The sequence below is a fragment of the Streptomyces sp. SS7 genome, assembly GCF_037993025.1.
In the GTDB taxonomy this organism is placed as follows: Bacteria; Actinomycetota; Actinomycetes; order Streptomycetales; family Streptomycetaceae; genus Streptomyces.
Genome location: NZ_CP141223.1, coordinates 1138752 through 1165698, shown reverse-complemented (window position 1 = coordinate 1165698; position 26947 = coordinate 1138752). Strand labels below are relative to the sequence as shown.

The following is a 26947-nucleotide window of genomic DNA, read 5'->3' as shown; positions in this document are numbered from 1 at the left end:
CGCCCGTGCGTGGTGGCCGGCCGCGCCGCCGTCGGGGTCAGTCCTCCTCCTCCAGCACCCGCTGTGCCGTCGCGAACGCCGAGTTCGCCGCCGGGACCCCGCAGTACACGGCCGTCTGGAGCAGCACGGCCCCGATCTCGTCCGGCGTCAGCCCGTTGCGCCGCGCGGCCCGCACATGCATGGCCAGCTCGTCGTAGTGGCCGTGCGCGACCAGTGCGGTCAGCGTGATCATGCTGCGTTCCCGGCGGCTGAGCGTGGGGTCGGTCCAGATCTCGCCCCACGCGTAGCGCGAGATGAAGTCCTGGTAGCGGGCGGTGAACGGGGACTGCCGGGCCTGCGCCCGGTCCACATGGGCGTCGCCCAGCACCTGGCGCCGTACCTCCATGCCCCGCTTGGCCCCGCCGTCGAAGTGGCTCCGCAGCGCGGTCAGCACCGCCTCGGGCCGCTCGGCGGGCGCCAGGTGCGAGGCGCCCGGGATCTCCACGAGCGCCGCGTCCGGCACCGCGTCCGCGATCTCCCGCAGATGCGCGGGCGGGGTCGCCGGATCCCGGCGCCCCGCGATCGCCAGGGTCGGCACGTCGATCTCCGCCAGCCGCTCCCGCAGGTCGAACGCGGCCAGCGCGTCACAGCAGGCGGCATAGCCCCCGGGGTCGGCCGCGCGATGGTCGGCGACCAGCTCCGGCACGGTGAACCCGGGAGTGAACCAGCGGGCGTCGGCGCTCGCGGCGAGCTTCTCCAGCCCCTCGGCGCGCACCTGCGCGGCCCGCTCCTGCCACGGCCTGCTGCCGTTGAAGTGGGCCGAGGAGCAGATCACCGCGAGCTTCGACACCCGCTCGGGGTGGTGCAGCGCGAGATGCAGACCCACCGCACCGCCCAGGGACACGCCCGCGTAGGCGAACCGCTCCAGGCCGAGCGCGTCGGCGAGCGCGAGCACCAGCGCGGCGAGGTCGCCGACGGTGGCTCCCGGGCCGATCAGGGAGGCGGGGGAACCGCCGTGCCCGGGCAGGTCGTAGCGGATCACCCGGTGGGTGACGGACAGCTCGGGCGCGACCTTGTCCCACAGGGCGTACGAGGTGCCCAGGGAGGGGCCGAGCAGCAGCGCGGGCGCGGAAGCGGGGCCCTCGGCACGGTGGTTGAGCAGTTCCTCGGTCAACGTCGCTCCAGCGCACGGTCGGTGAGGACACCGGCGGAGCCGGTGTAGCGGGCGGGGTCGGTGAGGTCGCCGAGGCCGACGTCCTGCACGTCGGGTTCCTCGGCGAGGAGTTCGGCGAGCGGGCGGCCCTCGGCGTAGGTGCGCGGGGCGAGCGAGGTGAGCAGCTCCTTGGCCCGGGCCCGGCCCAGCACCGCGGACAGCTCGGCGGACAGCCGTTCGGAGACGATCAGTCCGTGGGTGAGGTCCAGGCCGGCGCGCATCGCCTCGGGGCGCACCCGCAGGCCCTCGGTCAGTTCGGCCGCGTCCCGGGCGGCGCCGCCGACCAGCCGCAGCAGGTCCCGCAACGGCTCCCACTCGGCGTGCCAGGGCCCGGCCGGCCGCTCGTCCGGGGCGGTCAGCGCCCCGAACAGCACGGCCGCGAGCTGCGGTGCGCGCAGGGCGGCGGCCGCGATCAGCGTCGAGCGCACCGGGTTCGCCTTGTGCGGCATGGCGGAGGAGCCGCCCCCGCTGCCCTCGGCCAGTTCGGCGATCTCGGTGCGGGCGAGGGTGAGGACGTCCGCCGCGACCTTGCCCAGCGCGCCCGCGGCGAAGGCGAGACAGCCGGCCAGGTCGGCGACGGGGGTGCGCAGCGTGTGCCACGGCAACACCGGTTCGGCGAGCGCGAGTTCCCGCGCGTACGCGCCCACCAGTGCCGTCGCGTCCGGGGCGCCGTACGCCGTGAAGGCCGCCAGGGTCCCGGCGGCGCCGCCGAGTTGGGCGGGCAGGGAGCCCCGTACGGCGGTGATCCGGTCGCGCGCGTCCAGGACGAGGGAACGCCAGCCGGCGGCCTTCAGCCCGAACGTCGTCGGTACGGCGTGCTGGGTGAGGGTCCGGCCGGGCATCACCGTGTCCCGGTGCGCGGCGGCGAGCCGGGCGAGCGCCTCCTGCGTACGGCCGAGGTCGGCCAGGATCGCCCCGAGGGCGCGCACGGCGACCAGCATCGTCGCCGTGTCCATGATGTCCTGGCTGGTCGCGCCCCGGTGGACGTACGGGCCGAAGGTGCCGCCGACGGCCCGGGTGAGGTCCGCGACCAGCGGGATCACCGGGTTGCCGCCGTCGCGGGCCCGTACGGCGAGGGAGTGCGCGTCGAACGCGCCGGCCGCGGCCGTGGTGACCGCGGCGCCGGCGCCCTCGGGGGCCAGGCCCAGTCCCTCCTGGGCACGGGTCAGCGCGGCCTCCGCGTCCAGCAGCGCCCGCAGATAGGCGGCGTCGCTCGTCGTGAGGGCGGCGGGGGAGCCGGTCCACCCCGGGGAGAGCAGACCGGACTCGGGTCGGGCGTCCGTCACTGGAACTCCAGGAACACCGTCTCGCCTTCGCCCTGAAGGCGGATGTCGAAACGGTAGGTGCCCAGCGGGCCGTCCGTGGCGATCAGCGTGGCCCGGCGCGCCGGGTCGAGCCGTGCCAGCAGCGGGTCGGCGGCGAGCGCGGCCTCGTCGCCCGGCAGGTAGATCCGGGTGTACAGGTGCACCAGCAGACCGCGGGCGAACACGCACACGCTGAGATAGGGGGCGCTGTTCCCGCGCGCCCCGGGCCGCAGGGTGCGGGCCGACCAGTGGCCGTCGGTGTCGGTCTGGACGCGGCCCCAGCCGGTGAACTCCACGCCGTTGCGGCCGAGGAAGCCGCCCGTGGCCGGGTCGCGCCGCATCGAGCCGTCGACCCGCGGCACCCGGCCGTCGGGGTCGGCGCCCCACAGTTCCACGAACGCGTCCGGCAGCGGGTCGCCCGCGCCGTCGTACACGTACCCCTGGAGGGCGACGGTGTCCGGGTGGCCGAGCGGGGCGATGTCGCCGCCGCCGGGGAACGGCAGGGCATGGCCGTAGAAGGGGCCGACCGTGTGCGACGGGGTGGGGAGCACGGTCTCCGGACGGCTTGTGTCGATCTTCGTCATGGCAGGTCAGCGTCCTTCTTCGATCCAGGTGGCGTGCGGGCCGTCCAGCACGATGTCCCAGTGGTAGCCCATCGAGAACTCCGGCACGGACAGGTTGTGGTCGTAGGTCGCGACCAGCCGCTGGCGGGCCGCGTCGTCCGTCACCGACTGGATGATCGGGTCGTAGGGGAACAGCGGGTCGCTCGGGAAGTACATCTGGGTCACGAGCCGCTGGGTGAACGCCGTGCCGAAGAGCGAGAAGTGGATGTGGGCGGGCCGCCAGGCGTTGAGGTGCTGGCGCCACGGGTAGGGGCCCGGCTGGACGGTCGTGAAGTGGTACCGGCCGTCGGCGTCGGTCAGGGTGCGGCCGACGCCGGTGAAGTTCGGGTCCAGCGGGGCGTCGTGCTGCTCGCGCTGGTGGGCGTACCGGCCCGCCGAGTTGGCCTGCCAGATCTCGACCAGCTGGCCGCGGATCGGGCGCCCGTCGCGGTCCAGCAGCCGTCCGGAGACGGTGATGCGCTCGCCGATCGGCTCGCCGGCGTGCTGCCGCGTCAGATCGTTGTCGATCTCGGTGATGTCGCGCTCGCCGAAGGCGGGGGAGTGCAGCTCCACCAGCTCCGGGTCCTTCGAGACGTCGATCGTGACGGGCGGCTGCTTCGGGTGGCGCAGGACCGAGGAGCGGTACGGCGCGTAGTCGCGGCGCGGCTGGTGCTCGACGGGCGCGCCGTCGGCGAGGCGCTTGTCGTACGCGGCGCGCTCGGCCGCGATCTCCTGGTCGATGTCGTGCTGAGTGAGTGTCATGACGTTTCCTGGAGGCCTAACGTTCGAGGACGAGGACGAGGACGAGGACGAGGGCGAGGGCGAGGCCTTGGCCCACGCCGTTGCGGAGGGCGGTGACACCGGTCCCGCCGCCCCGGCGGGCGAGCCGGTGGGCGACGGTGCCGGCGGGCCGGGCGCCGGAGGCGCACAGCCGGTTGATCGTGACGCCCGGCCACGAGGTGCGCAGACCGGCGAGGAGTGCGGCCGTCCGGGGGAGCGGCTCACGGAGGGCGTCGACGACGTGGACCTGGTGCACCGCAGGTCCTCCGGGACGGTCGGCTCGGCGCCGGTCCGGGCGACGACCTCCTCGACACCGACCCCGGGCGCGACCTCGGTCAGCCGGAGCCCGTCCGGGGTCACGTCGATCACCCCGAGGTCGGTGACGACCCGGTTCACGCACCGCCTGCCGGTGAACGGCAGGGCGCATGCGTCGAGGATCTGCGGCGAGCCGTCCTCGGCGGCGCGGGTCCGCCGGCGACGCGCCGTCCGGCATATCGGCCACCGCCTCCCGGGCCGTGGCGACCACCTTGTCCATCCGTGGAGCTCCATCTCTGCGAATTAATCAGCGCACTGAGTATTCCAGCGAGGTGGCCCACGCTGCCACTGGTGCCTGAAGAGCGTCAAGAGCTGGGAAGACGTCGGGCCGCTTGCGCAGGCGGGCAGGCGGGCGCGTATTGTTCAGTGCACGGACTGATTCGGACGGGGAGTGCACATGGCCGCGCTGGACCTCACCACCCACCCCGGGCACCTCGCCCGGCGGCTGCAGCAGGCGCACTACCTGCTGTGGAACACGATGGTCTCCGAGGAGATCACCTCCCCGCAGTTCGCCGTCCTCAACGCGCTCGTCGCCGAGCCGGGACTGGACCAGCGCACCGTGGGGGAGCGCGTCGGTCTCGACCGGTCGACCATCGCCGAGGTCATCAGCAGGCTCGGCCGCCGCGGGCTGCTCGACAAGGTCCGCGATCCCCGGGACGGCCGCCGCTCCCTGCTGCGCCTCACGGACGACGGCCTGCGCACCCACCGCAGGCTGAGCGTCCGCACGGCCCGGATGAACCAGGTCTTCCTCGCCCCGCTCTCCGCCGCGGAGCAGGAGCAGTTCCTCGATCTGATCCGCAGGGTCTCGGACGCGGCGGAAGGCCTGCGCAACCCCCCGGAACGGCTCGTGCCGCACGGCTGACCGCCCAGGCCCCGTCTCCCCCCCGTATCCGGGGGGTGTCCGACCCGTCTAGGGGGTGTCCGGCGGAGCCTTCGCGAAGACCACCCACACCTGCCCCTCCGCGAAGTCGACCGGATTGCCGTCGGCGGTGGTGAAGTCGGTGCCGTCCCGCGCCGTCGGCCGCTTCCAGCGCACGTCGTAGGCCCGTCCGTCGCGCAGCACCTCCGCCGTCCCCGAGCCCACCGTCTCGGTGTACGGCGTGTTGTTGCCGAGGAAGTCGTGGAACGCCGAGGCGCGCGTCCGCACGTACTGCACCACCACCGTGGCCGGGGCCACCCGCTGCCCGTCGGCCGTCACCGTCGGCGTGCCGTCCATGGAGACCAGCCAGCGGGCCCGGTCCGCCGACCAGGTGAAGGTGAAGCGGGCCGCCGGATAGCGCACGGTCCGCGCGGCCTGCGTCCGGCCGCCGGAGGGCGCGGGGCCGTAACGGAAACCGGTGGTCAGCGCGGCCGCGCCCGGCGCCGAGGACAGCAGCCGGTCCGGGCGCAGGTAGAGATTGTGCGGGGCGGCCCGGTCCGGGCCGCGGAAGTATGCGCTCGACGCGTCGCCCGGGGTCACGGCGTCCAGGGGCGCCCGGTCGATCAGCGGCAGCAGCTTGTGCTGCGCACCGGAGAACGCCAGCAGCGGCCGCCGGAACTGGCCCAGCAGCTCCAGATCCGACTCGCGGGCGCTGCGCACCGGCCCCACCGCCTGCGGGAGCCTGCTCGCGTACACCGCCATCAGCCGGCTCAGCCCGCCCTCGACCTGCTCGACGTAGACGACGTCCGCGGCGTCCACCCCGGTCTGCGGGCGGGCCGCGTCCGCGTTGTCGATCTTCACGGCGAGCACCGGGCCGAGGGACGTGGCGGGCGGACCGGTGTCCTCCGGCCGCCCCGACGTGCTGCGCCCGTCGTCTGGCGCGGGCGAGCGGGACGTCGTACAGCCCGCGGTGAGGGACAGGGAGGCGGCGAGGGCGGCGGCGAGCAGGACCCCGGCCGGTGTCGCCCGGACCGCCGCCCTGGAGCGTCTCCCGCGTCGCTCACCCACCATCGCCACCCCGTCTCCGTCCCTCGATTGTGCGCTCGTCCGACCGGTCGCGCCTGCGCGTGGACGGGTCCGGTGTGACGGGGCCCGCGGTCCGGGTACCCGGGGCCCAGCCGGGAACCGGATGCCCCGGGCCCGCCGGGACGGGCCGGACCGGCGGAGGGAGCGCGGCACCATGAAGGCAGTGACCTGGCAGGGCAAGCGGGACGTCCGGGTGGAGACCGTGCCCGACCCGCAGATCCAGGAACCCACGGACGCCGTCGTCCGCATCACGTCCACGGGGCTGTGCGGCTCCGACCTGCACCTGTACGAGGTGCTCACCCCGTTCATGACCCCCGGCGACATCCTCGGCCACGAGCCGATCGGCATCGTCGAGGAGGTCGGCGCCGCGGTGCCCGATCTGAAGGCCGGCGACCGGGTCGTGGTGCCGTTCCAGATCGCCTGCGGCACCTGCTGGATGTGCCTCAACTCCCTGCCCACGCAGTGCGAGACCACCCAGGTCAGCGCCGAGGGCATGGGCGCCGCCCTGTTCGGCTACACCCGGCTGTACGGCGCGGTGCCCGGCGCCCAGGCCGGGTATCTGCGCGTCCCGCAGGCCCAGTTCGGCCCGATCAAGGTCCCCGAGGGCCCGCCCGACGACCGGTTCGTGTACCTCTCCGACGTCCTGCCCACCGCCTGGCAGGCCGTCGCCTACGCCGACGTCCCGCCCGGCGGCAGTGTCGCGGTGCTCGGCCTCGGCCCCATCGGCGACATGGCCTGCCGGATCGCCCGGCTGCGCGGCGCCGGGCGGGTGTTCGGCGTCGACCTGGTCGGCGAGCGGCTGCGCCGGGCGCGGGCGCGCGGCGTCGAGACGTACGACCTGCGCGCCTTCGACAGCGAGAAGGAACTGGTCACCGCCCTGCGCGACGAGACCGACGGGCGCGGCCCCGACGCCGTGATCGACGCCGTCGGCACCGAGGCGCACGGCAGCGCGGCCGCCCGGCTGGTCCAGAACGCCGCCGCGGTGCTGCCGCGCGCGCTCGGCGGTCCCCTGGCGGAACGCTTCAGCGTGGACCGGCTCGCCGCCCTGCGCACCGCCATCGAGCTGGTGCGGCGCGGCGGCACCCTCTCCCTGACCGGTATCTACGGCGGCACGGCCGACCCGCTGCCGCTGCTCACCCTGTTCGACAAGCAGGTCCAGATCCGCATGGGCCAGGCCAATGTGCGCCGCTGGGCCGACGACATCCTGCCGTACCTCACCGACGAGGACCCGCTCGGCGTCGACGACTTCGCCACCCACCGGCTGCCGCTGGCCGAGGCGCCGCACGCGTACGAGATGTTCCAGCGCAAGCAGGACGGCGCGGTGAAGATCCTCATGACGCCGTGAGTCGGCGTGGTGCGTCAGCGGGCCGGCGGGGGCGCCTTCGGAGGCTGCGGGGGCGTCCCGAGGATCTCCGCGAGGTCGTAGCGCACCGGCTCCTCCAGCTGGCCGTACGTGCAGCTCTCCGGGGTGCGGTCCGGGCGCCAGCGGCGGAAGCGGGCCGTGTGCCGGAAGCGCGCCCCGTTCTCCATGTGGTCGTACGCCACCTCGGCCACCCGCTCCGGCCGCAGCGGCACCCAGGACAGGTCCTTCTTGCCCGACCAGCGGCTCGGCGCCCCCGGCAGCCGCGCCGTCTCATGGGCCGCCTCCTGAGCCCAGGCCGCCCACGGGTGCCCGGTGACGTCCGCCATCCGCAACGGCTCCAGCTCCTCGATCAGTTCGGCCCGGCGCTTCATGGGGAAGGCGGCGGACACGCCCACGTGCTGGAGGGCGCCCCCGTCGTCGTACAGGCCCAGCAGCAGCGACCCGACGACCGGCCCGCTCTTGTGCAGGCGGTAGCCGGCGACCACCACGTCGGCGGTGCGCTCGTGCTTCACCTTGAACATGGCCCGCTCGTCCTGCCGGTAGAGCAGGGTCAGCGGTTTGGCGATCACCCCGTCGAGGCCCGCGCCCTCGTACTGCTCGAACCATCGCCGGGCCACCTCGACGTCGGTCGTCGCGGGCGCCACGTGCACCGGCGGCGTCACCCCCGCCAGCGCCCTGGTCAGCAGCTCCCGCCGCTCGCTCAGCGGTACGTCGAGCAGCGCCGTGTCGGCCAGCGCCAGCAGGTCGAACGCCACGAACGAGGCCGGTGTCCGCTCCGCCAGCGTGCGCACCCTCGACTCGGCCGGGTGGATGCGCTCGGTGAGCGCGTCGAAGTCCAGCCGCCCCTCCCGCGCGACGACGATCTCCCCGTCCAGCACGCACCGCTCGGGCAGCCGCTCCTTCAGCGCCTCCACCAGCTCGGGAAAGTACCTGGTCAGCGGCTTCCCGGTACGGCTGCCCAGCTCGACCTCGGTGCCGTCGCGGAACACGATCGCCCGGAACCCGTCCCACTTGGCCTCGTACTGCATCCCCGCCGGGATCGCCGCCACCGACTTGGCGAGCATCGGCTTCACGGGCGGCATCACCGGAAGATCCATGGCTTCGACTCTACGAGCCGCCCAGGACACCCGCACGCCGCACCCATCCGCGCGGGCGACGGCTCCGAAGAGGGGGCGAGGGCCATCGAAGCTGCGCCCTCGTCCCTCGCCCGGCCGTAGCCGACGCTCCGGCCGGGCGACCGTCCCCCACGGCGGAAACGGCGGCGGTCGACCGTCCCCCACGGCGAAAACGGCGAACGCGGCGGGCGGATCGCCCGGTATGCGCGTCATGGGGGGTGCGCCTACCGTGGCTCGCATGGCTGATGCGGTGGAACTGGAAGCGGGCGGCCGGACCGTACGGCTGTCCAGTCCCGACAAGGTCTTCTTCCCGGAGCGCGGCTTCACCAAGCTGGACCTCGCCCGCTACTACCAGGCCGTCGCGCCCGGCGTCCTGCGTGCCCTGCGCAACCGCCCCACCACCCTGGAGCGCTACCCCGACGGCGTGACCGGCGAGTCCTTCTTCCAGAAGCGGGCCCCGAAGAACATGCCCGACTGGATCCCCACCGCCCACATCACCTTCCCCAGCGGGCGCAGCGCCGACGAGATGTGCCCCACCGAGGAGGCGGCCGTGCTGTGGGCCGCCCAGTACGGCACGCTCACCTTCCACCCCTGGCCCGTCCGCCGCGACGACGTGGACCGCCCCGACGAACTGCGCATCGACCTCGACCCGCAGCCCGGCACCGACTTCGACGACGCCGTCCGAGCCGCCCACGAACTACGCGCCGTGCTCGACGAGTTCGGCGGCCTGCGGGGCTGGCCCAAGACCTCCGGCGGCCGGGGCCTGCACGTCTTCGTGCCGATCCGGCCGGAGTGGACCTTCACCCAGGTGCGGCGCGCCGCCATCGCCGTCGGCCGGGAGATGGAGCGGCGGATGCCGGACCGGGTGACGATCAAGTGGTGGAAGGAGGAGCGCGGCGAGCGCATCTTCCTCGACTACAACCAGACCGCCCGGGACCGCACCATCGCCTCCGCCTACTCCGTACGGCCCCGCCCGCACGCCCCCGTCTCGGCGCCCCTGCGCTGGGAGGAGGTCGGCGAGGCGCACCCCCGCGACTTCGACCTCGCGACGATGCCGGCCCGTTTCGCCGCTGTCGGCGACGTCCACGCCGACATGGACGAGCACGCCTTCTCCCTGGAGCCCCTCCTGGAACTCGCCCGCCGCGACGAGCACGACCACGGCCTCGGCGACCTCCCGTACCCCCCGGAGTACCCGAAGATGCCGGGCGAGCCGAAGCGGGTCCAGCCGAGCCGGGCCCGCGGCGAGGACGCCCCGCCGCCCGGGCCGACGGCCCCCTGATCCGAGAGCGCTCTCACCGGCCACCTCGCGGAGCTATCCTGATCCGCACCCATTGAGGTCCGAGGAGGAGCCCCGACGTGACCGAGACCGCGCAGCGTCCCACCCTGGAGGCCGTGGCCGCGCGCGCCGGGGTGTCCAGGGCCACCGTGTCGAGGGTCGTCAACGGCGGGGACGGGGTCCGGGAACCCCTGGTGGAGCGGGTCCGGCGGGCCGTGGAGGAACTCGGGTACGTGCCCAACCAGGCGGCCCGCTCCCTGGTGACCAGACGGCACGGCGCCGTGGCCGTCGTCATCGCCGAACCCGAGACCCGGGTCTTCGCCGACCCGTTCTTCGCGCTCCAGCTCCGCGGCATCAGCAAGGAGCTGACCGCCCAGGACAACCAGCTCGTCCTGCTGCTCACCGAGGGCCGCGACGACCACACCCGGGTCGCCCGCTATCTCGCCGGCGGCCATGTCGACGGCGCCCTGGTGTTCTCCCTCCACCTCGACGACCCGCTCCCCGGCCTCATCCGCGGCGCCGGTCTGCCCACCGTGTTCGGCGGCCGCCCGGGCTGGAGCGACGGCGACGCCGGGGTGGCGTACGTCGACAGCGACAACCGCGGCGGGGCCCGCGAGGCCGTGCGCCATCTCCTCGGCCTCGGCCGCACCCGGATCGCGCACCTCACCGGCCCGCTCGACCAGACCTCGGCGGCCGACCGCCTCGACGGCTACCGGGACGTCATGGGCGAGGCCGATCCTCGGCTCGTCGTGGAGAGCGACTTCACGCCCGGCGGCGGCGAGCGCGCGATGCGCGCCCTCCTGGACCGACGCCCGGACGTGGACGCGGTGTTCGCCGCGAACGACCTCACCGCCTCCGGCGCGCTGCGGGTGCTGCGCGAGCGGGGGCGGCGGGTGCCCGAGGACGTGGCGGTGGTCGGCTTCGACGACATGCTGCCGGTCGCCGAGGCCACCGACCCGCCGCTGACGACGGTCCGTCAGGACATCGAGGAGATGGGCCGCATCATGGCCCGCCTCCTGCTGCGCCGCCTCGACCCGCGCACCCCCGAGGAGCCCCCGGCCGGCGTGGTCCTGCCGACCACCCTGGTACACCGCGCCTCGGCCTGAACCGGGTCGCGCGCGCAGGCGACCCCCTCGGCCTGCGCCCGGCCGTCGGCCCGCCCGCACGTGGCCACCTCGCGCCTCGGCCCGAGCCGGCCCACCGCCCCGGTTTCTCAGGTCCCCGCAGCCCCGCCGTCGGCGTCCGACGCGGGCGTCGGCTGCTCCCGGGTGCCCCGTGTCTCCGCTGGAGCGGGGCCGTCGGCCGGTCTTGTCTCAGCCGTCGCGTTGCGCGCTTCTGATCACCGCGAAGCGTGCCCCGTAGGGGTCGGCCAGGCGGGCGATCCGGCCCACGCCCTCGACGTCCGCCGCCGGCATCCGCACCCGGCCGCCCCGCGACTCCGCCTCGGCGGCCACCGCGTCCACGTCCGTGACCTCGAAGTAGGGCAGCCAGTACGCCCCGTCCCGCGCCTCGATCGGATCGTCGGCCAGCGTCACGAACCCGCCGAACATGGCGTCCTCGCCCGCGCCCGCGGGGTTGACACTGGTGTACACGCCACCGGGGAAGGGGACCGCGGAGGTCTCCAGACCCAGCGTCGTGCAGTAGAAGGCGGCCGCCGCCGCGACGTCCGGCGTGTACAGCTCCACCCAGCACAGCGAACCGGGCTCGCCGGCCAGGTCCACGCCCTTGTTCCGCGCGGGCGCCCAGAGCCCGAACGGCACCCCCGCCGAGTCGGCGACGATCGCCATCGTGCCCTGCCCCATCACGTCCATGGGAGCGAAGAGCACCCGGCCGTGGGCCTCTTCGGCGGCCCGGGCGGTGGCCTCCACGTCCGACGACTGGAAATACACGGTCCAGGACGGGGGCCCCTGCGCGGGCGTGGTCTGCATCCCGCCCGCGACGGTTCTGCCCTCCGACCGGAAGAAGCCGTAACCGCCGGCGTCCGGACCCGCGGACTCGAAGCGCCAGCCGAACAGGGCGCCGTAGAAGGAGGTGGCGCCGTCGATGTCGGGCGTGCCGAGATCGATCCAGTTCGGAGCGCCGTCGACGAAACGCGTGGTGAGCATCTGCGCCCTCCTCACAAGGGTCCCGTTGCCTGCACTGCCGAGTCTTGCACCGCCCCCCGACAACCGCAGGGCGCGTTCCGCGCGCCGCCGTGCGCCGAGGCCCCTCACGGCGTCATCATCGGGGCGGCCGGAGGCCAGCGCCCGCCGCGTATATCCGGCGTTGATCGAACGTTTTTCGCCGCGCGGCACGATCCTGGCCATGCATACCGACACGATCCCCACGTCCGACCTCGGCTGGCAGAGCCAGGCGCTGTGCGCGCAGACCGGGGCGGACTTCTTCTTCCCGGAGCCCGGCAGCTCGGTGCGCGAGGCCAAGCGCATCTGCGGCATGTGCGACATGCGCGTGGCCTGCCTCGAGTACGCCCTGGCCAACGACGAGCGCTTCGGTGTCTGGGGCGGGCTGTCCGAGAAGGAGCGCCTCCAGATCAGGCGCGCGTCCTGCTGACCCGTCACCGGGCGCGCCGGGCAGGGCCGCCGCGAAAATCCGGAGACCGCGTCGCGGGGGTGCGGTTAGGATCCGAGGGCGCCACCGGACGTAGCGCAGAGGCAGTCGCGCCGGCTTGCCCAGCCGGATACGCCGGTTCGAATCCGGTCGTCCGGGCGCGGAGGGTCCTGTAGAGCAGAGGCAGACTCACCACCCTGTCAAGGTGGAGACGCCGGTTCGAATCCGGCCGGGACCGCGGTAGGGCGAGCACGGGGGCGGGGACGGATGGGCGAGGAGAGCGGACGGGCGGCGGTCACCGCGCCGGTCACCGAGACGGAACTGGCCGCCTTCCACGCGCTGGTGGGCAGACTGCGCGCGCTGCCCGTCGACGATCCCGTACGGCTGCGCGCCGAGCAGGTCGCCGCGTCCTTCACGCGCGACGGACGGCTGCGCCGCCGCAAGGCCCGCGGCGCCGAGCTGTCGGCCGCCGACGCCGCCGCGATGGCCGCCACCGCCACCGGAGCCCCGGACCGGCGCGAGGACGCGCCCCTGACCGGCGCCGACACCGGCGCGGGAGGCGTGTTCCTGCGGCCCCGCACCTGCTACGTCTGCAAGTCGCCGTATCGACAGGTCGACACGTTCTACCACCGGCTCTGCCCCGGCTGCGCCGCCGACAACACCGCCCGCCGCGCCCTGCGCACCGATCTGCGCGGGCGGCGCGTCCTGCTGACCGGCGGCCGGGTGAAGATCGGTTTCCAGCTGGCGCTGATGATGCTGCGCGACGGCGCGGAGGTCCAGGTCACCTCCCGGTTCCCGCACGACACCGTGCGCCGCTTCCGGGCCGAGCCGGGCAGCGACCGATGGCTGGAGCGGCTCACCGTGCTCGCCGTCGACCTGCGCGACCCGCGCCAGGTGCTGGGCCTGTGCGAGGACCTGCGCGCCGAGGGCCGGCCCCTCGACATCCTCGTCAACAACGCGGCCCAGACCGTGCGCCGCCCTCCGCAGGCGTACGCCCTGCTCGCGGCCGGCGAGGTCGACGCGCTGCCCCGAGGGGCGCGCAGGGCCCCCGGGTTCACGCCGATGCGCATGCTCCCGGGCGGGGCCGCCGCGCTGCCCGCGGCCCTGCGCGAGGCCGACGAGGCCGGTCTGCTGCCCGACCCCTCCCCGGAGAACTCCTGGTCGGCGACGCTCGGAGCGCTCGATGCGGCCGAGGTCCTGGAGACCCAGCTCGTCAACGCCGTGGCCCCCGCCCTGTTGTGCGACCGGCTGCTGCCGCTGCTGCTCGCCTCCCCGCACCCGCGCCGGTACGTCGTCAACGTCACCGCCGTCGAGGGCCGGTTCACCGTGCGCAACAAGATGCCGGGGCACCCGCACACCAACATGGCCAAGGCCGCCCTGAACATGCTCACCCGCACCAGCGCCGCCGAACTCGCCGCCCGGGGCGTCCACATGTGCGCCGTCGACACCGGCTGGATCACCGACGAGAACCCCGCGCCGAAGAAGGCCCGGATGGCGGACGCCGGCTTTCGCACCCCGCTCGACATCGTCGACGGCGCGGCCCGGGTGTACGACCCGATCGTGCGCGGCGAGGCCGGGGACCCGGTGTCGGGCGTGTTCCTGAAGGACTACCGGGAGGCGGAGTGGTGAACGAGGAGAACCGGCCGGCCGGCTTCGCCGGAGTGCCCCCGGTCGTGCCCCGGCCGCTCGCCGATCTCGCCCCGCTGCTCGACTGGCTGCGCGCCGGGCGGCCGGCGGGGGAGCGGCTGGACTTCACGGCGGGGACCGCGCTGCCGGACGGGCGTCTGGACCTGTGCAAGCAGGCGCTGGGCGCCGAGGGGGCGGCGCTGATCGCCGAGGCCCTGGGCGACGGCCCGTCGCCGGTACGGCACCTGCTGCTGGGCACCGACGCCCTCGGCGACGACGGGGCCGCGGCCGTGGCCGGCACCGAGGCGCCGGTCGAGACGCTCTACCTCGGGTGCAACGGCATCACCGCCGGCGGCGCCTGCCGGATCGCCGACCAGCTGCGCGCCTCTCCGCAGGTCGTCACCGGTGTCTGGCTCAAGCGCAACCCGCTCGGCGGCGGGGCGGGCCGGGCGGCCGCCGAACTCATCGAGTCCGCGCGGACCCTGCGCACCCTCGACCTCGTCCAGACGGGCCTCACCGCGTCCGGCGCGGCCCGGCTCGCCGACGCGCTCCTGGCCGCCGCCGACGGCGGCCGGCGCATCGAGCGGCTGTTCGTCGGCGGCAACCCGCTGGGCCCGCCGGGCGCCGAGGCGCTCGCCGCGGTGATCGCCTCGGGGGCCGTCGACGAGCTGTACGTGTCCGCGGCCCGGCTCGGTGACCCCGGCGCCCTCCGGCTCGCCGACGCGCTGTCCCGGGCGCCGTACGGGCGGCTCACCCGGCTGTCCGTCGCCAGCAACGGCATCGGACCCCGGGCCGCCGCCGTACTGGTGGAGGCGGCCACGGCCGCCGGGGTGACCCTGCTGGACCTCGGCCGGGTACGCGCCGCCGCCGTGCTCGGCGCGGCCGACAACCGGCTCGACCTCGAGGCCGCCGACCGCATCGGCCGGACCCTGGCCGCCGGCGAACACCGCCTCGCCCACCTGTACCTGCGCCACACCGGCCTGCGCAGCCCGGAGGCCCACCGTCTGCTCGACCACGCCCCCCGCGCCGCCACGGCCACCCGTTTGGTCCTCGGCCAGTCCATCGCCACCAGCGTCAAACGCCGCCTCGCGGCACTCAGCGCCCACGTCCCGCCCCCGTCGGTCTCCCCGGACGTGACCGCCGTACGCAGCGTCCACCGCACGGCACCGGCGGCACCGGAGGGATTCCCCGAGGACTGACCGGCCCGCCCCGCGGGTCCCCTGCGTGGGCCCGGCTTCCCGGCCCCTTCCGGGCCAGGCTTAAACTCCACGACAAGGGCGGGGCCGTAGCGCAGTGGCAGCCGCACCGGTCTCCAGAACCGGAACACGCTGGTTCGAATCCAGCCGCCCCGCCCCCTGCTCAGTGCGTGGACCGGCGTCCGGCGCATGCGGCTGCGCGACGGCCGCCGAGGGCGTGATCTACGAGGAGTACGACTAGGCCCGGCAGGAGGCCGACCGCCGGGCGCGTGGTGTCGTCGAGCATGGCGGCATGATGCCGCACACCCCCCGACAGGGCGCACCGCTGTTTCGGCGCGCCCCTCCTCGATGGCCCGAGCCCGGGCGTCAGGCCCCGGCGCGCGCCGCCATGCGCGCCTTGCGCGCCGCCAGCTTCTCGTCGAACTTCGCCGCCTCCGAGTCCAGGCCGCCGAGGAACAGACCCAGCTCCTCCTGGGCCTGGCGGCCGTCGGCGCCGAGGCCGTCGATCTCCATGACCTTCAGGTGGCGCAGCACGGGCTGGAGGACGTCGTCGTGGTGGATGCGCAGGTTGTAGACCTCGCCGATGGCCATCTGCGCGGCGAACCGCTCGAAGCCGGGCATGCCGTGGCCGGGCATCCGGAAGTTCACGATGACGTCCCGCACGGCCTGCATGGTGAGGTCGGGGGCCAGCTCGAACGCGGCCTTCAGCAGGTTGCGGTAGAAGACCATGTGCAGGTTCTCGTCGGTCGCGATCCGGGCCAGCATGCGGTCGCAGACCGGGTCGCCGGACTGGTGGCCGGTGTTGCGGTGCGAGATGCGGGTCGCGAGCTCCTGGAAGGCGACGTAGGCGACCGAGTGCAGCATCGAGTGGCGGTTGTCCGACTCGAAGCCCTCGCTCATGTGCTCCATCCGGAACCGCTCCAGCTTGTCCGGGTCCACCGCGCGCGAGGCGAGCAGGTAGTCGCGCATCACGATGCCGTGCCGGCCCTCCTCCGCGGTCCAGCGGTGCACCCAGGTGCCCCAGGCGCCGTCGCGGCCGAACAGGGAGGCGATCTCGTGGTGGTAGCTGGGCAGGTTGTCCTCGGTGAGGAGGTTCACCACCAGCGCGATCCGGCCGATCTCGGTGACCTTGGACTGCTCCTTGTCCCAGGCCTCACCGTCCTCGAAGAAGCCGGGGAAGTTACGGCCGTCGCTCCACGGCACGTACTCGTGCGGCATCCAGTCCTTGGCGACCTTCAGATGCCGGTTGAGCTCGGTCTCGACCACTTCCTCGAGCGCGTACAGCAGCTTGGCGTCGGTCCAGACGGCGGGGCTGCCGAGGTGAGGGGAGGTGATCGTCACGAGGTACTCCAGGGGGACAGAAAAACGGAGCGGAACACTCCGGCGAGCGAATGCCGGAACCTACGGGATCGTAGGCTACGAAACCGTAGGTTACGAAGCCGTAGGTTAAGGGCGCTGTAAAGATTGCTGATCAGCCAGGCTCCCCAAGGGTTTTCCCGGGGTGCCGAGCAGTTCCGGGAGCCGCAGGTCCCAGGGCCGAAGGGGTGATCCGCTCACCCGCTCAGGCGTACAGTTCCCGAAGCCGCACCGAGAGGCAAGTCACACAGCCTTCGAGCTTCTCGAACTCGCCGATGTCGACGGTGACGGGTTCGAGGCCGAGGTCGGCGAAGAGCTCGGCGGACCGGGGCGCGGCGGCCGACATGAGCACCTTCGGGCCGCCCAGGAGCACCACGTGCGCGCCGGCCTCCTCGGGCACCGACAGGAACCGCGGGAACAGCGAGGGCCGGTCCACGTGCGGGATGTGCCCGATCACCGTGCCGTCGGGCAGCGCGGTGACCGCCGACTTCAGATGCAGCACCTTGCTCACCGGTACGGCGACCACCCGCGCCCCGAGCGGCTCGAACGCCGCCCGCACCTGCTGGAGCCCGGCGGCGTTGGTCCGCCCGCCGCGGCCGACGTAGATCGTGTCGCCGACCTTCAGCACGTCGCCGCCGTCCAGGGTGCCCGGCTCCCAGATCCAGTTCACCGAGCAGCCGAGGCGGGCCACGGCCTCCTCCACCCCGTCGGTCTCCGGGCGCCGGGACTCGGCGCCGGAGCGCGCGATCAGGGCCACGTTGCGGTACATGACCACGCTGTCCTCGACGAACACGGCGTCGGGGCAGTCGTCGGCCGGGGCGACCTCGATCGTCTCCCAGCCGTGCGCGCGCAGCGTCTCCGTGTACGCCTCCCACTGGTCGAGGGCGAGGTCGGCATCGATCTTCTCGCGCTCGATGTGGGTCACCAGCCCTTCGGCGAGACGGGGGCCGGGGCGGCGGACGAGGGCTTTCCTGCTGGGCACGGACGGGTCTCCGAATCAGCGGTGGCTCGGGCCGGGCCGGCGGGTCGCGCCGGACGGTCCGACCGGCGCCCCTGACACGGCGCCGGTCCGCCATCATGCAGCGCGGGCCCACCAGGACAAAACCCCTGGCTCCCGCCCGCCCCTCGGCCGGGAGGGCCCCGCCTACGCCGGGTCCGTCACCTCCTCCAGGCTGCTCTCGCGCAACTCCCCGTCCAGCAGCAGCCAGCGGGTGATCCCGATCGACTCCAGGAACGGCAGGTCGTGACTGGCGACGACGAGGGCGCCCTCGTAGGACTCCAGGGCCGTGGTGAGCTGTCGCACACTCGCCATGTCGAGGTTGTTCGTCGGCTCGTCCAGGAGCAGCAGCTGCGGGGCCGGCTCGGCGAGCATCAGCGCGGCCAGGGCCGCCCGGAAGCGTTCCCCGCCGGACAGGGTGCCCGCGTTCTGGTCCGCGCGGGCGCCCCGGAACAGGAACCGGGCGAGCCGGGCCCGGATCCGGTTGTTCGTGGCGCCCGGCGCGAACCGCGCCACGTTCTCGGCGACCGTCAGCGTGTCGTCGAGGACGTCCAGGCGCTGCGGCAGGAAGCGCAGCGGCACGTGCGCGTGCGCCTCTCCCGCGACCGGCGCCAGCTCCCCCGCGACGGTGCGCAGCAGGGTCGTCTTGCCCGCGCCGTTGCGCCCGACGAGCGCCACGCGCTCCGGCCCGCGCAGATCGAGACCGCCCGCCACGCGCGCGCCGTAGGCGAGTTCCAGGTCCCGCAGGGTGAGGACGTCACGCCCCGGCGGGACGGCCGTGAACGGCAGCTCGACCCGGATCTCGTCGTCGTCGCGCACCGCCTCCGCCGCCTCGTCGAGGCGCTCCCTGGCCTCGGTGAGGCGCTCCTCGTGCAGGATGCGGTGCTTGCCCGCGGACTCCTGCGCCGCCCGCCTGCGCGCCCCCATGACGATCTTCGGCTCGCGCTTCTGCTCGAACATCTTCTGCCCGTAGCGCTTGCGGCGGGCGAGCTTGACCTGGGCGTCGGCCAGTTCGCGCTGCTGCCGGCGCAGATCGGCCTCCGCGACGCGCACCATGCGCTCGGCCGCCTCCTGCTCGCCGGCGAGCGCCTCCTCGTAGGCGGAGAAGGTGCCGCCGTACCAGGTGATCTCCCCGGCGCGCAGATCGGCGATCTGGTCGACGAGCTCCAGCAGTTCACGGTCGTGGCTGACCACCACCAGGATGCCCGGCCACGACTGCACGGCCGCGTACAGCCGCCGACGGGCGTGCCGGTCCAGGTTGTTGGTGGGTTCGTCGAGCAGCAGGACGTCCGGGCGGCGCAGCAGCAGCGCGGCCAGCCGCAGCAGGACGGACTCGCCGCCGGACACCTCGCCGACGGTGCGGTCCAGGCCGATGTGGCCGAGGCCCAGCTCGCCGAGAGTGGCCAGGGCGCGTTCCTCCACGTCCCAGTCGTCGCCGAGGGCCTCGAAGTGCTCCTCCGCGGCGTCGCCGGCCTCGATGGCGTGCAGGGCGGCCCGCTGTACGGCGATGCCGAGGACGTCGTCGACCCGCCGGGCGGTGTCGAGCGTGACGTTCTGCGGGAGGTGGCCGACCTCGCCGGAGACCCGCACGGTGCCCCCGGTGGGGGTGAGCAGCCCGGCGACCAGTCCCAGCAGGGTCGACTTGCCGGTGCCGTTGACGCCCACGAGCCCGGTCCGGCCGGGGCCGAAGGAGGCGTCGAGGCCGTCGAGGACGGCGGTGCCGTCGGGCCAGGAGAAGGAGAGGGAGGAGCAGGTGATGGATGATGACAAAGGGGCCTCGCGGTGTGCGTGTGCGGTCAGGGGCAGACGCGTGTCGAGACACCGGAGGGCGGCGACCACCGCGGGAGCGGGTGGGGGGAGCGCGGGCACAGGAAAGCCCTGTCGCTCGAGGACGGCTCGAAGACGCCGAGGTCGCACGCAGCGCCCGCACGGGTGCGGGGCATGGTGTCTCAGGACCTCAGACGAGCAACGTCCTTCTCCAATCGGCGGCAACAGGACCGCTTCAGACGATAGGAGGGGCCGGCGGCGCCGTCAAAGGATTAACACCGGCCGCCCGCGGTTCAGCAGGCGTCCCGCATCAGCTGCGCCAGGTCGTGGTCCAGATCGAGCTGGAGGTGCTCCAGACCGACCGGCACCAGCTCCCCGCTGGCGCTCAGGAACCGGCGGATGTCCGACGAGTGGACGTGCACGACGGCGGTGCCCTCGGGGGCGTGGAACTCCAGCACCGTACGGTCGTACCCGTACGGGCGCACGCGGACGTCGCCGTGGCCCTCGGCCCGCTCCAGCCCCGCGGCCAGCAGCTCACGGGCGAACGTCCAGCAGACCTCGACGCCCTCCAGGGTCGCGGGGGCCGGGAAGGTCATCCGGACGGCGAACGGATCGCTCCGGTCGTAGTGCAGCATGGCGGGGATGCTCGGCATCCGAGGCGCGGCGGCGACCAGGCGGGCCTCAACGGGCTGCTCGATGACGGTGGACAACGCCTTGCTCCCTTGCTGACGAGGACGGACTTCCGGCCGGACGGGGACCGGATACAGGAAGAGACGCTGGATTCGGCCGATCCGTGCCCACCGATGACGAGTGACCTCGGTCACCGCCTTCATGCGCCGGAGTGACACACCTCTCCCGCCGTTGCGGGCACGGCGGTCGGGGAGGCCGAGGCGGCCGAGGCCCTCTGGACGCCATCGGGGCCGTGGACTAGCTTCCCGCGCCATGAGGCGCTTGGGGAAGACGCGACGCACGGTAAGGACGGTAAGAACTGCGCGAAGAAGGGCGTGGGCCGCCGCGGCGGCGGTCTGCGCGGCGGCGCTGGCCACGCTGCCCGCGGCGCCCGCCCGCGCGCACGACGGTCCGCACTGGGCGCCGAGGGACACCGGCAGTCCCTCGGTCCGCTTCCGCGGGCTCTCCGCGGTCGACCGGCACACCGCGTGGCTGTCCGGCACCGAGGGCACCGTGCTGCGCACGACGAACGGCGGGGCGGGCTGGCGGGACGTCTCGCCGCCCGGCGCCGCCGACCTGCAGTTCCGCGACATCGAGGCGTTCGACGCGCGCCGCGCGGTGGTGCTGGCGATCGGCGAGGGCGAGGCCTCGCGGGTCTACCGCACCGACGACGGCGGGGCGACCTGGAGGGAGTCCTTCCGCAACACCGACGCCCGGGCGTTCTACGACTGCATGACCTTCTTCGACCGCCGCCACGGCCTGGCGGTGAGCGACCCGGTGGACGGCAGGTTCCGCATCCTGTCGACCGCGGACGGCGGCCGCTCCTGGACGGTGCTGCCGGACACCGGCATGCCGGCCGCCCTGGACGGCGAGGCCGGCTTCGCGGCCGGCGGCCAGTGCCTGGTCTCCGCCGGGCCGAGGGACGTGTGGCTGGCCACCGGCGGCGCGGCGCGCGCGCGGGTGCTGCACTCCGCCGACCGGGGACTGACCTGGACCGCCGCCGACACGCCCGTCCCGGCGGGCGACCCCGCGCGCGGGGTGTTCGCGCTCGCCTTCCGCGACCGGACGCACGGCCTCGCCGTCGGCGGTGACTACCGGGCCGGCCGGCCCTCCCCGGACTCCGCCGCCACCACGGGCGACGCCGGCCGCAGCTGGCGCCCCGCCGCCGGACCGCCGCCCGCCTACCGCTCCGGCGTGGCCTGGCTCCCGCACCGCCGCGCCGCCGCCCTCGCCGTCGGCCCCACCGGCACCGACCTGACCACCGACGCCGGCCGCACCTGGCGCACCCTCGACACGGGTTCCTACGACACCGTCGACTGCGCCCCCGACGGCGGCTGCTGGGCGGCGGGCGAACAGGGTCGGGCGGCACGGCTGGAGAACTGACCGGTCCGGGCCCCGGGGAATCCGATCGCGGGCCCGCGCGCGGGAGCCGTACGCTCGTCACCACCATGACGACCGCAGACATTCCCGCGGGCTGGCCCGCGACCGAGGAGGAGGCCCGCGCCGTCCAGGACGAGCTGCGGGTCCGGGTGGTGCTCGACGAGCCGGGCCCGCCGGCCGGGACCGGCCTGGTGACGGGGGTGGACGTCGCCTACGACGACGAACGGGACGTCGTCGCCGCCGCGGCCGTCGTGCTGGACGCGGCGAACCTCGACGTCGTCGCAGAGGCCACCGCCGTCGGCCGGATCTCCTTCCCGTACGTGCCCGGTCTGCTCGCCTTCCGCGAGATCCCGACCCTGCTGGCGGCCCTGGACGCCCTGCCCGTGCCGCCCGGTCTGGTCGTCTGCGACGGCTACGGCCTCGCCCATCCGCGCCGCTTCGGCCTCGCGAGCCACCTCGGCGTCCTCACCGGCCTGCCCACGATCGGCGTCGCGAAGAACCCGTTCACCTTCACGTACGACGACCCGGACGCGCCGCGCGGAGCCTCCTCGCCGCTCCTCGCGGGCACCGAGGAGGTCGGCCGGGCCCTGCGCACCCGACGGGATGTCAAGCCGGTCTTCGTCTCCGTCGGCCACCGCACCACCCTGGCGGACGCCTGCGCCCACACCCTCGCCCTGACGCCCCGGTTCCGCCTGCCGGAGACGACCCGCAGGGCCGACGCGCTGTGCCGGCGGGCCCTGCGCGAGGCCACGGGCGGCCCCTGACGGACCGCCGGGGCACCCGGCCCGCGTGCTCGGCCCGCGTACCGGGGCCGAGTACGCGGTCTGAGTATCCGTACGGATGCGGGCGCCGCCCGCCCGCCGCGAGGCTGGGGCCATGACCACGCACCGTGCCCCGAAGCCCCTCGCCGACCCCGACCGGCCCGTCGAGCGCGCCGTGAACGCCGCCCTGATCCTCGCCGTGCTCGCGGGCCTCGGCTGGATCGTGGGCATGACCTGCACGCTCGTCGAGTGGCCGGGGTGAGCCGGCGCGCCGCGGTGCCGGGCGGGGCCCGGTCGACCCGCTCCGCCGCCTGGCCCCCGCACAGCGGCATCCCGCCCCGCGGGCCCCGCGGCGCCTCGTGCCCGGTGGCGCGGACGAGGCGCGGACGATGGGGGCGTACGGCACCGGGGAGGGCGCGGCTCCCCCGGCGACCGGTCCGAGGGGATGGGCGGCGTCGCCGATGAGCCAGGCGCCCAGGTCCGCTCAGCGGCTCGCCGCCACCCGGAAGCGGATGCCCGCGCGGATCAGCCGCTCGGTCAGCGCGTCGCCCATCGCCACCGCCGTGGTGACCTGTCCCGCCGTCGGCGGCAGGTCGTCGCAGGCCAGCGCCAGCGCGCCCTCGGCGAACATCTTCGCCGTCTCGTCGTAGCCGGGGTCGCCGCCCGAGACCTCCGTGAACACCCGTCGGCCGCCGCCCTCGCCGACGAACCGGACCGAGAACCAGCTCCGGGCCCGGGTCTCCTCGCTCGGCCCCTCCCCGGGCCTGAGCCGGCCCGACAGCCAGCGCCGCGCGGGCGGCAACCGGGCGGCCGCGACGACCGTCCCGACGGCCGCGACCCCGCCCACGGCGACCGGCAGCCGCCGTACGGCCGCGTAGTGACGGTAGCGGAAGTCGGGGCCGTACCGTTCCAGCGCCTTCGCCGACCGGCACACGATGTGGCGGTCCACCGTCGGCAGCGGCAGCGCCCAGGCGCCGACCTCCGGGGCGAACCGGGGGGTGCCCGCGGGCGCGGTGGCCCGCCGGCCCATCAGCCGCGGCTCGTGCCGGCGCCGGTCCCGCGCGGCCGAGGCCATCTGCCTCCGGCGCGCGAACTGACCCAGCGCCGAGGCGAACGTCCCGCCCGAGAAGGCGGCGTTCGCCGTCACGAAGCCGTCCACGGTCAGTGGCACGCCCTCGGGCAGCTGCCGGACGGTGAAGTACACGCCGAGGTCGTGCGGGACGGAGTCGAAGCCGACGGCGTGCACCAGCCGTGCGCCCGTCTCCCGCGCGCGGGCGTCGTGCCGGACGTACATCAGGTCCAGGAACTCCGGCTCGCCGCTGAGGTCCAGGTAGTCGGCGCCGGTGTCCGCGCAGGCGGCGACCAGTTCCTCGCCGTACTCCATGTAGGGGCCGACGGTCGTGGCCACCACGCGCGCGTGCTCCGCGAGGGCGCGCAGCGACGCCGGGTCCGCGACGTCGGCGGTGAGCACCCCGGCCGGTACGCCGAGCCGCTCGCGCAGCCGCTCCAGCTTCTCGCGGCTGCGGCCGGCGATCGCCCAGCGCAGGTCCGGGGGCGCGTGGGCGGCGAGGTACTCGGCGGTCAGCGTCCCGACGAATCCGGTCGCGCCGAAGAGCACGACGTCGTACGGACGGTCCGTCCTTTTTAGCCTGCCCATGACACCCCTTGCTCGTTCATGTCACCCCTTGCCCGTTCAGGACACCTCTTGGTCCCGCAGCCCGCGCCGCTGTCGGTGGCTGAGGCTAGCGTGAGGAGTGCGCAGGCCGACGACGAGCCCGGAGGCAGCAGGTGGCGGTGGACCGGAACGCCCTGAAGAAGTGGGAGAAAGTGCGCGAGTTCGCGCTCGGGCTGCCGGGCGCGACCGAGGAGTTCCCCTGGGGCGGGTCGGTCGCCAAGGTCAACCGGAAGGTGTTCGTCTTCCTCGGCGTCGACGACGGCAGTCACCCCCTGGGCGTCACCGTCAAGCTCCGGGACGAGACGGCGCACGCGCACGCGCTGGCCGCCCCGGGCGCCGAGCCCACCGGGTACGGCCTGGGGAAGGCGGGCTGGGTGAGCCTCCCGCTGCAGGAGAAGGGCGCCCCGTCGGCCGACCTGCTGTGCGACTGGGTCGAGGAGAGCTACCGCACCATCGCACCCAAGCGGCTCATAGCGGAGCTGGACGCCCGCTGAGCCGGTGCCGGCCGGGGGTATCGGCCCTAGACTGGCTAAGCGCTTGCTCGCTCGGCTCTTGTGCCCACTGGAACACGTTCTTAACATCACGGGTGTTACATCGGTTGTGTCACAGCAAGGGGGCTGGATGACGACGGCACACACGTCCGGGCACGGCCCGCTCACCGGAGTGCGCGTGGTGGAGCTCGCCGGCATCGGCCCGGGCCCCTTCGCCGCGATGCTGCTGGCCGACCTCGGCGCCGACGTGGTCCGCGTGGACCGCCCCGGCGGCCCCTCCCTCGCCGTCGACCCGGCCCACGACGTCACCAACCGCAACAAGCGCTCGGTCGTCGTCGACCTCAAGGCACCCGACGGCCCCGCGCGCGTGCTCGACCTCGCCGCTCGCGCCGACGTGCTGATCGAGGGCAACCGGCCCGGCGTCGCCGAACGGCTCGGCGTCGGCCCCGCGGACTGCCACGCCCGCAACCCCCGGCTGGTCTACGGCCGGATGACCGGGTGGGGCCAGGACGGCCCACTCGCCCACCGCGCCGGCCACGACATCGCCTACATCGCGCTGACCGGCACCCTCGGCATGATCGGCGCCCCGGACACCCCGCCGCCCGCCCCCGCCAACCTGCTCGGCGACTACGCGGGCGGCTCCCTCTACCTCGTCGTCGGCATCCTCGCCGCACTGCACCACGCGCGCGTGAGCGGCACCGGCCAGGTCGTCGACGCGGCGATCGTGGACGGCACCGCCCATCTCTCCACGATGATCCACGGCATGCTCGCGGCCGGCGGCTGGCGGGACCGGCGCGCCGCCAACCTCCTCGACGGCGGCTGCCCCTACTACGGCACCTACGAGACCGCCGACGGCGGGTACATGGCGGTCGGCGCCCTGGAACCGCGGTTCTACGACGAGTTCACCGGCCTCCTCGGCCTCGGGGACTTCCGGGACGCCCGCAGGGACTGGACCCGCTGGGGCGAGCTGCGCGAGGCGGTCGCCGCCCGATTCCGGACCCGCACCCGGGACGAGTGGACGGCCCTGTTCGAGGGCACCGACGCCTGCGTGGCGCCCGTGCTCTCACTGAGCGAGGCACCGCACCACCCGCACCTCGCCGCCCGCGGCACCTTCACCGACCACGGCGGTATCACCCAGCCGGCCCCCGCCCCCCGCTTCTCCGTCACCCCCACGGCCGTCCGCTCCGGCCCCGCGCGGCCCGGCGCCGACACCGCGCGCGTCGCCCGCGACTGGGACGTACCGGGGCTGGTGAACGACCTCGTGAAGACCCCCGTGAACGACCTCCCGCGCCAGGGCGACTGACCCCGTTCGGCCCACCTTCCCCGAAAGGCTTGACCAGTGAGCACCGAAGCGTACGTGTACGACGCGATCCGCACCCCGCGCGGGCGCGGCAAGGCGAACGGCGCCCTGCACGGCACGAAGCCCGTCGACCTCGTCGTCGGCCTCATCCACGAACTCCGCGACCGCTTCCCCGGCCTGGACCCGGCCGCCATCGACGACATCGTCCTCGGTGTCGTGGGCCCCGTCGGCGACCAGGGCTCCGACATCGCGCGCATCGCCGCGATCGCGGCAGGGCTGCCGGACACGGTGGCGGGCGTGCAGGAGAACCGCTTCTGCGCCTCGGGTCTCGAGGCCGTCAACCTGGCCGCCGCCAAGGTCCGTTCCGGCTGGGAGGACCTGGTCCTCGCGGGCGGCGTGGAGTCGATGTCCCGGGTGCCGATGGCCTCCGACGGCGGCGCCTGGTTCAACGACCCGATGACCAACCTCGCCGTCAACTTCGTGCCGCAGGGCATCGGTGCCGACCTCATCGCCACCATCGAGGGCTTCTCCCGCCGGGACGTCGACACGTACGCGGCGCTGTCGCAGGAGCGGGCGGCGACGGCCTGGAAGGAGGGCCGCTTCGACCGCTCCGTCGTCCCGGTCAGGGACCGCGCCGGCCTCGTCGTCCTCGACCACGACGAGCACCTGCGCCCCGGCACCACCGCCGACTCCCTCGCCGCGCTCAAGCCGTCCTTCGCCGACATCGGCGAGCTCGGCGGCTTCGACGCGGTGGCGCTCCAGACGTACCACTGGGTGGAGAAGATCGACCACGTGCACCACGCGGGCAACTCCTCCGGAATCGTCGACGGCGCCTCCCTGGTCGCCATCGGCTCGAAGGAGGCCGGCGAGCGGGGCGGCCTCACCCCGCGCGCGCGGATCGTCTCCGCGGCCGTCTCCGGATCCGAGCCGACCATCATGCTCACCGGCCCCGCCCCGGCCACCCGCAAGGCCCTCGCCAAGGCCGGACTGACCATCGACGACATCGACCTCGTCGAGATCAACGAGGCCTTCGCCGCGGTGGTGCTGCGGTTCGTCAAGGACATGGGCCTGTCCCTGGACAAGGTCAACGTCAACGGCGGCGCCATCGCCCTCGGCCACCCCCTCGGCGCCACCGGCGCGATGATCCTCGGCACCCTCGTCGACGAACTGGAGCGCCAGGACAAGCGGTACGGCCTGGCCACCCTCTGCGTCGGCGGCGGCATGGGCATCGCCACGATCGTCGAGCGCGTCTGACCCTTCCCGGCGGCACCCCACAGACTTCTACGGAGA

At 74.4% G+C, this 26947-nt stretch carries 26 protein-coding genes, 3 tRNA genes and 1 pseudogene; 16 read left to right on the top strand and 14 right to left on the bottom strand.

Annotated features, from left to right (window positions below; all coding sequences use genetic code 11):
* Positions 1 to 37: 37 nt before the first annotated feature.
* The 6 genes and pseudogenes from pcaD to U5640_RS05235 all read right to left on the bottom strand — a co-directional run.
* Complete coding sequence (pcaD, locus tag U5640_RS05260) at positions 38 to 1153, bottom strand: 3-oxoadipate enol-lactonase (RefSeq protein WP_340374623.1); 1116 nt, start codon at positions 1151 to 1153, stop codon at positions 38 to 40.
* Positions 1150 to 2478 carry a 3-carboxy-cis,cis-muconate cycloisomerase gene (gene pcaB / locus U5640_RS05255; protein ID WP_340374622.1) on the bottom strand — a complete coding sequence of 443 codons (1329 nt, stop codon included), beginning with the start codon at positions 2476 to 2478 and terminating at the stop codon, positions 1150 to 1152. Before pcaB ends, pcaD begins: the two co-directional genes overlap by 4 nt.
* Positions 2475 to 3080: a protocatechuate 3,4-dioxygenase subunit alpha gene (gene pcaG / locus U5640_RS05250; protein WP_340374621.1), complete on the bottom strand. Its 606-nt coding sequence runs from the start codon at positions 3078 to 3080 to the stop codon at positions 2475 to 2477. Before pcaG ends, pcaB begins: the two co-directional genes overlap by 4 nt.
* Positions 3081 to 3086: 6 nt before the next feature.
* Entirely contained in the window at positions 3087 to 3860 is a 774-nt protein-coding gene (gene pcaH, locus U5640_RS05245; protein ID WP_340384946.1) for a protocatechuate 3,4-dioxygenase subunit beta, read from the bottom strand.
* A gap of 16 nt (positions 3861 to 3876) precedes the next feature.
* Positions 3877 to 4134 (bottom strand): hypothetical protein, encoded by a 258-nt coding sequence (locus U5640_RS05240; RefSeq protein ID WP_340385694.1) that lies wholly within the window; start codon positions 4132 to 4134, stop codon positions 3877 to 3879.
* 2 nt (positions 4135 to 4136) lie between these two features.
* Positions 4137 to 4337: pseudogene (locus tag U5640_RS05235) on the bottom strand (succinyl-CoA--3-ketoacid-CoA transferase); the annotation flags it as partial.
* Positions 4338 to 4590: 253 nt separating this feature from the next.
* On the opposite strand from U5640_RS05235, the gene U5640_RS05230 reads away from it, so the two are divergent.
* Positions 4591 to 5055 (top strand): MarR family transcriptional regulator, encoded by a 465-nt coding sequence (locus U5640_RS05230; RefSeq protein WP_340374620.1) that lies wholly within the window; start codon positions 4591 to 4593, stop codon positions 5053 to 5055.
* Positions 5056 to 5103: 48 nt separating this feature from the next.
* Here U5640_RS05230 and U5640_RS05225 read toward each other — a convergent pair whose 3' ends face one another.
* Positions 5104 to 6123 carry a DUF3048 domain-containing protein gene (locus tag U5640_RS05225; RefSeq protein ID WP_340374619.1) on the bottom strand — a complete coding sequence of 340 codons (1020 nt, stop codon included), beginning with the start codon at positions 6121 to 6123 and terminating at the stop codon, positions 5104 to 5106.
* 169 nt (positions 6124 to 6292) lie between these two features.
* On the opposite strand from U5640_RS05225, the gene U5640_RS05220 reads away from it, so the two are divergent.
* Positions 6293 to 7483: a zinc-dependent alcohol dehydrogenase gene (locus tag U5640_RS05220; protein WP_340374618.1), complete on the top strand. Its 1191-nt coding sequence runs from the start codon at positions 6293 to 6295 to the stop codon at positions 7481 to 7483.
* 14 nt (positions 7484 to 7497) lie between these two features.
* Here U5640_RS05220 and U5640_RS05215 read toward each other — a convergent pair whose 3' ends face one another.
* Positions 7498 to 8598: an ATP-dependent DNA ligase gene (locus U5640_RS05215; protein ID WP_340374617.1), complete on the bottom strand. Its 1101-nt coding sequence runs from the start codon at positions 8596 to 8598 to the stop codon at positions 7498 to 7500.
* 256 nt (positions 8599 to 8854) lie between these two features.
* Between U5640_RS05215 and ligD the strand changes: the two genes are divergently transcribed.
* Both ligD and U5640_RS05205 read left to right on the top strand, forming a co-directional pair.
* Entirely contained in the window at positions 8855 to 9895 is a 1041-nt protein-coding gene (gene ligD / locus U5640_RS05210; protein WP_340374616.1) for a non-homologous end-joining DNA ligase, read from the top strand.
* A 77-nt stretch (positions 9896 to 9972) separates the two neighbouring features.
* Entirely contained in the window at positions 9973 to 10998 is a 1026-nt protein-coding gene (locus U5640_RS05205) for a LacI family DNA-binding transcriptional regulator (protein WP_340374615.1), read from the top strand.
* A 207-nt stretch (positions 10999 to 11205) separates the two neighbouring features.
* Here U5640_RS05205 and U5640_RS05200 read toward each other — a convergent pair whose 3' ends face one another.
* Positions 11206 to 11997, bottom strand: a complete 792-nt coding sequence (locus tag U5640_RS05200; RefSeq protein WP_340374614.1) for a VOC family protein — start codon at positions 11995 to 11997, stop codon at positions 11206 to 11208.
* A gap of 199 nt (positions 11998 to 12196) precedes the next feature.
* On the opposite strand from U5640_RS05200, the gene U5640_RS05195 reads away from it, so the two are divergent.
* From U5640_RS05195 to U5640_RS05170, 6 genes are all read left to right on the top strand, one after another.
* Positions 12197 to 12442, top strand: coding sequence for a WhiB family transcriptional regulator (locus tag U5640_RS05195; protein ID WP_340374613.1), 246 nt, complete (start codon positions 12197 to 12199; stop codon positions 12440 to 12442).
* Positions 12443 to 12526: 84 nt separating this feature from the next.
* A tRNA-Gly gene (locus U5640_RS05190) sits at positions 12527 to 12598 on the top strand.
* Between the two features lie 7 nt (positions 12599 to 12605).
* Positions 12606 to 12677: transfer RNA gene (locus tag U5640_RS05185), tRNA-Asp, on the top strand.
* 29 nt (positions 12678 to 12706) lie between these two features.
* Entirely contained in the window at positions 12707 to 14068 is a 1362-nt protein-coding gene (locus tag U5640_RS05180) for an SDR family oxidoreductase (protein ID WP_340374612.1), read from the top strand.
* A complete protein-coding gene (locus U5640_RS05175) occupies positions 14065 to 15264 on the top strand; it encodes a ribonuclease inhibitor (RefSeq protein WP_340374611.1) in 1200 nt (399 codons plus the stop codon). Before U5640_RS05180 ends, U5640_RS05175 begins: the two co-directional genes overlap by 4 nt.
* Positions 15265 to 15342: 78 nt before the next feature.
* Positions 15343 to 15418 (top strand) — tRNA-Trp (locus U5640_RS05170).
* A 209-nt stretch (positions 15419 to 15627) separates the two neighbouring features.
* On the opposite strand, the gene U5640_RS05165 is transcribed toward U5640_RS05170, so the two are convergent.
* The 4 genes from U5640_RS05165 to U5640_RS05150 all read right to left on the bottom strand — a co-directional run bounded on the left by U5640_RS05165 (position 15628) and on the right by U5640_RS05150 (position 20091).
* A complete protein-coding gene (locus U5640_RS05165) occupies positions 15628 to 16602 on the bottom strand; it encodes an acyl-ACP desaturase (protein ID WP_340374610.1) in 975 nt (324 codons plus the stop codon).
* Positions 16603 to 16822: 220 nt separating this feature from the next.
* On the bottom strand, positions 16823 to 17599 hold the full coding sequence (gene ddaH / locus U5640_RS05160) for a dimethylargininase (RefSeq protein WP_340374609.1): 777 nt from the start codon (positions 17597 to 17599) through the stop codon (positions 16823 to 16825).
* A 162-nt stretch (positions 17600 to 17761) separates the two neighbouring features.
* The gene (locus U5640_RS05155; protein ID WP_340374608.1) at positions 17762 to 19384 is read right to left on the bottom strand and encodes an ATP-binding cassette domain-containing protein; all 1623 of its coding nucleotides are present in this window, start codon (positions 19382 to 19384) and stop codon (positions 17762 to 17764) included.
* Between the two features lie 290 nt (positions 19385 to 19674).
* On the bottom strand, positions 19675 to 20091 hold the full coding sequence (locus U5640_RS05150; RefSeq protein WP_340374607.1) for an SsgA family sporulation/cell division regulator: 417 nt from the start codon (positions 20089 to 20091) through the stop codon (positions 19675 to 19677).
* 232 nt (positions 20092 to 20323) lie between these two features.
* Here U5640_RS05150 and U5640_RS05145 point away from each other — a divergent pair, with 232 nt between their 5' ends.
* From U5640_RS05145 to U5640_RS05135, 3 genes are all read left to right on the top strand, one after another.
* Positions 20324 to 21433 (top strand): oxidoreductase, encoded by a 1110-nt coding sequence (locus U5640_RS05145; protein WP_340374606.1) that lies wholly within the window; start codon positions 20324 to 20326, stop codon positions 21431 to 21433.
* 65 nt (positions 21434 to 21498) lie between these two features.
* A complete protein-coding gene (locus tag U5640_RS05140; RefSeq protein WP_340374605.1) occupies positions 21499 to 22194 on the top strand; it encodes an endonuclease V in 696 nt (231 codons plus the stop codon).
* Positions 22195 to 22306: 112 nt separating this feature from the next.
* Positions 22307 to 22453, top strand: a complete 147-nt coding sequence (locus U5640_RS05135; protein ID WP_340374604.1) for a hypothetical protein — start codon at positions 22307 to 22309, stop codon at positions 22451 to 22453.
* Positions 22454 to 22675: 222 nt separating this feature from the next.
* Here the strand turns inward: U5640_RS05135 and U5640_RS05130 are convergent, their stop codons facing one another.
* Entirely contained in the window at positions 22676 to 23848 is a 1173-nt protein-coding gene (locus tag U5640_RS05130; protein WP_340374603.1) for a saccharopine dehydrogenase NADP-binding domain-containing protein, read from the bottom strand.
* A 131-nt stretch (positions 23849 to 23979) separates the two neighbouring features.
* Between U5640_RS05130 and U5640_RS05125 the strand changes: the two genes are divergently transcribed.
* The 3 genes from U5640_RS05125 (at position 23980) to U5640_RS05115 (ending at position 26911) form a co-directional block, all read left to right on the top strand.
* Positions 23980 to 24360 carry an MmcQ/YjbR family DNA-binding protein gene (locus tag U5640_RS05125; RefSeq protein WP_340374602.1) on the top strand — a complete coding sequence of 127 codons (381 nt, stop codon included), beginning with the start codon at positions 23980 to 23982 and terminating at the stop codon, positions 24358 to 24360.
* Positions 24361 to 24487: 127 nt separating this feature from the next.
* Complete coding sequence (locus tag U5640_RS05120) at positions 24488 to 25660, top strand: CaiB/BaiF CoA-transferase family protein (protein ID WP_340374601.1); 1173 nt, start codon at positions 24488 to 24490, stop codon at positions 25658 to 25660.
* Positions 25661 to 25696: 36 nt separating this feature from the next.
* Complete coding sequence (locus U5640_RS05115; protein ID WP_340374600.1) at positions 25697 to 26911, top strand: acetyl-CoA C-acetyltransferase; 1215 nt, start codon at positions 25697 to 25699, stop codon at positions 26909 to 26911.
* Positions 26912 to 26947: the final 36 nt, after the last annotated feature.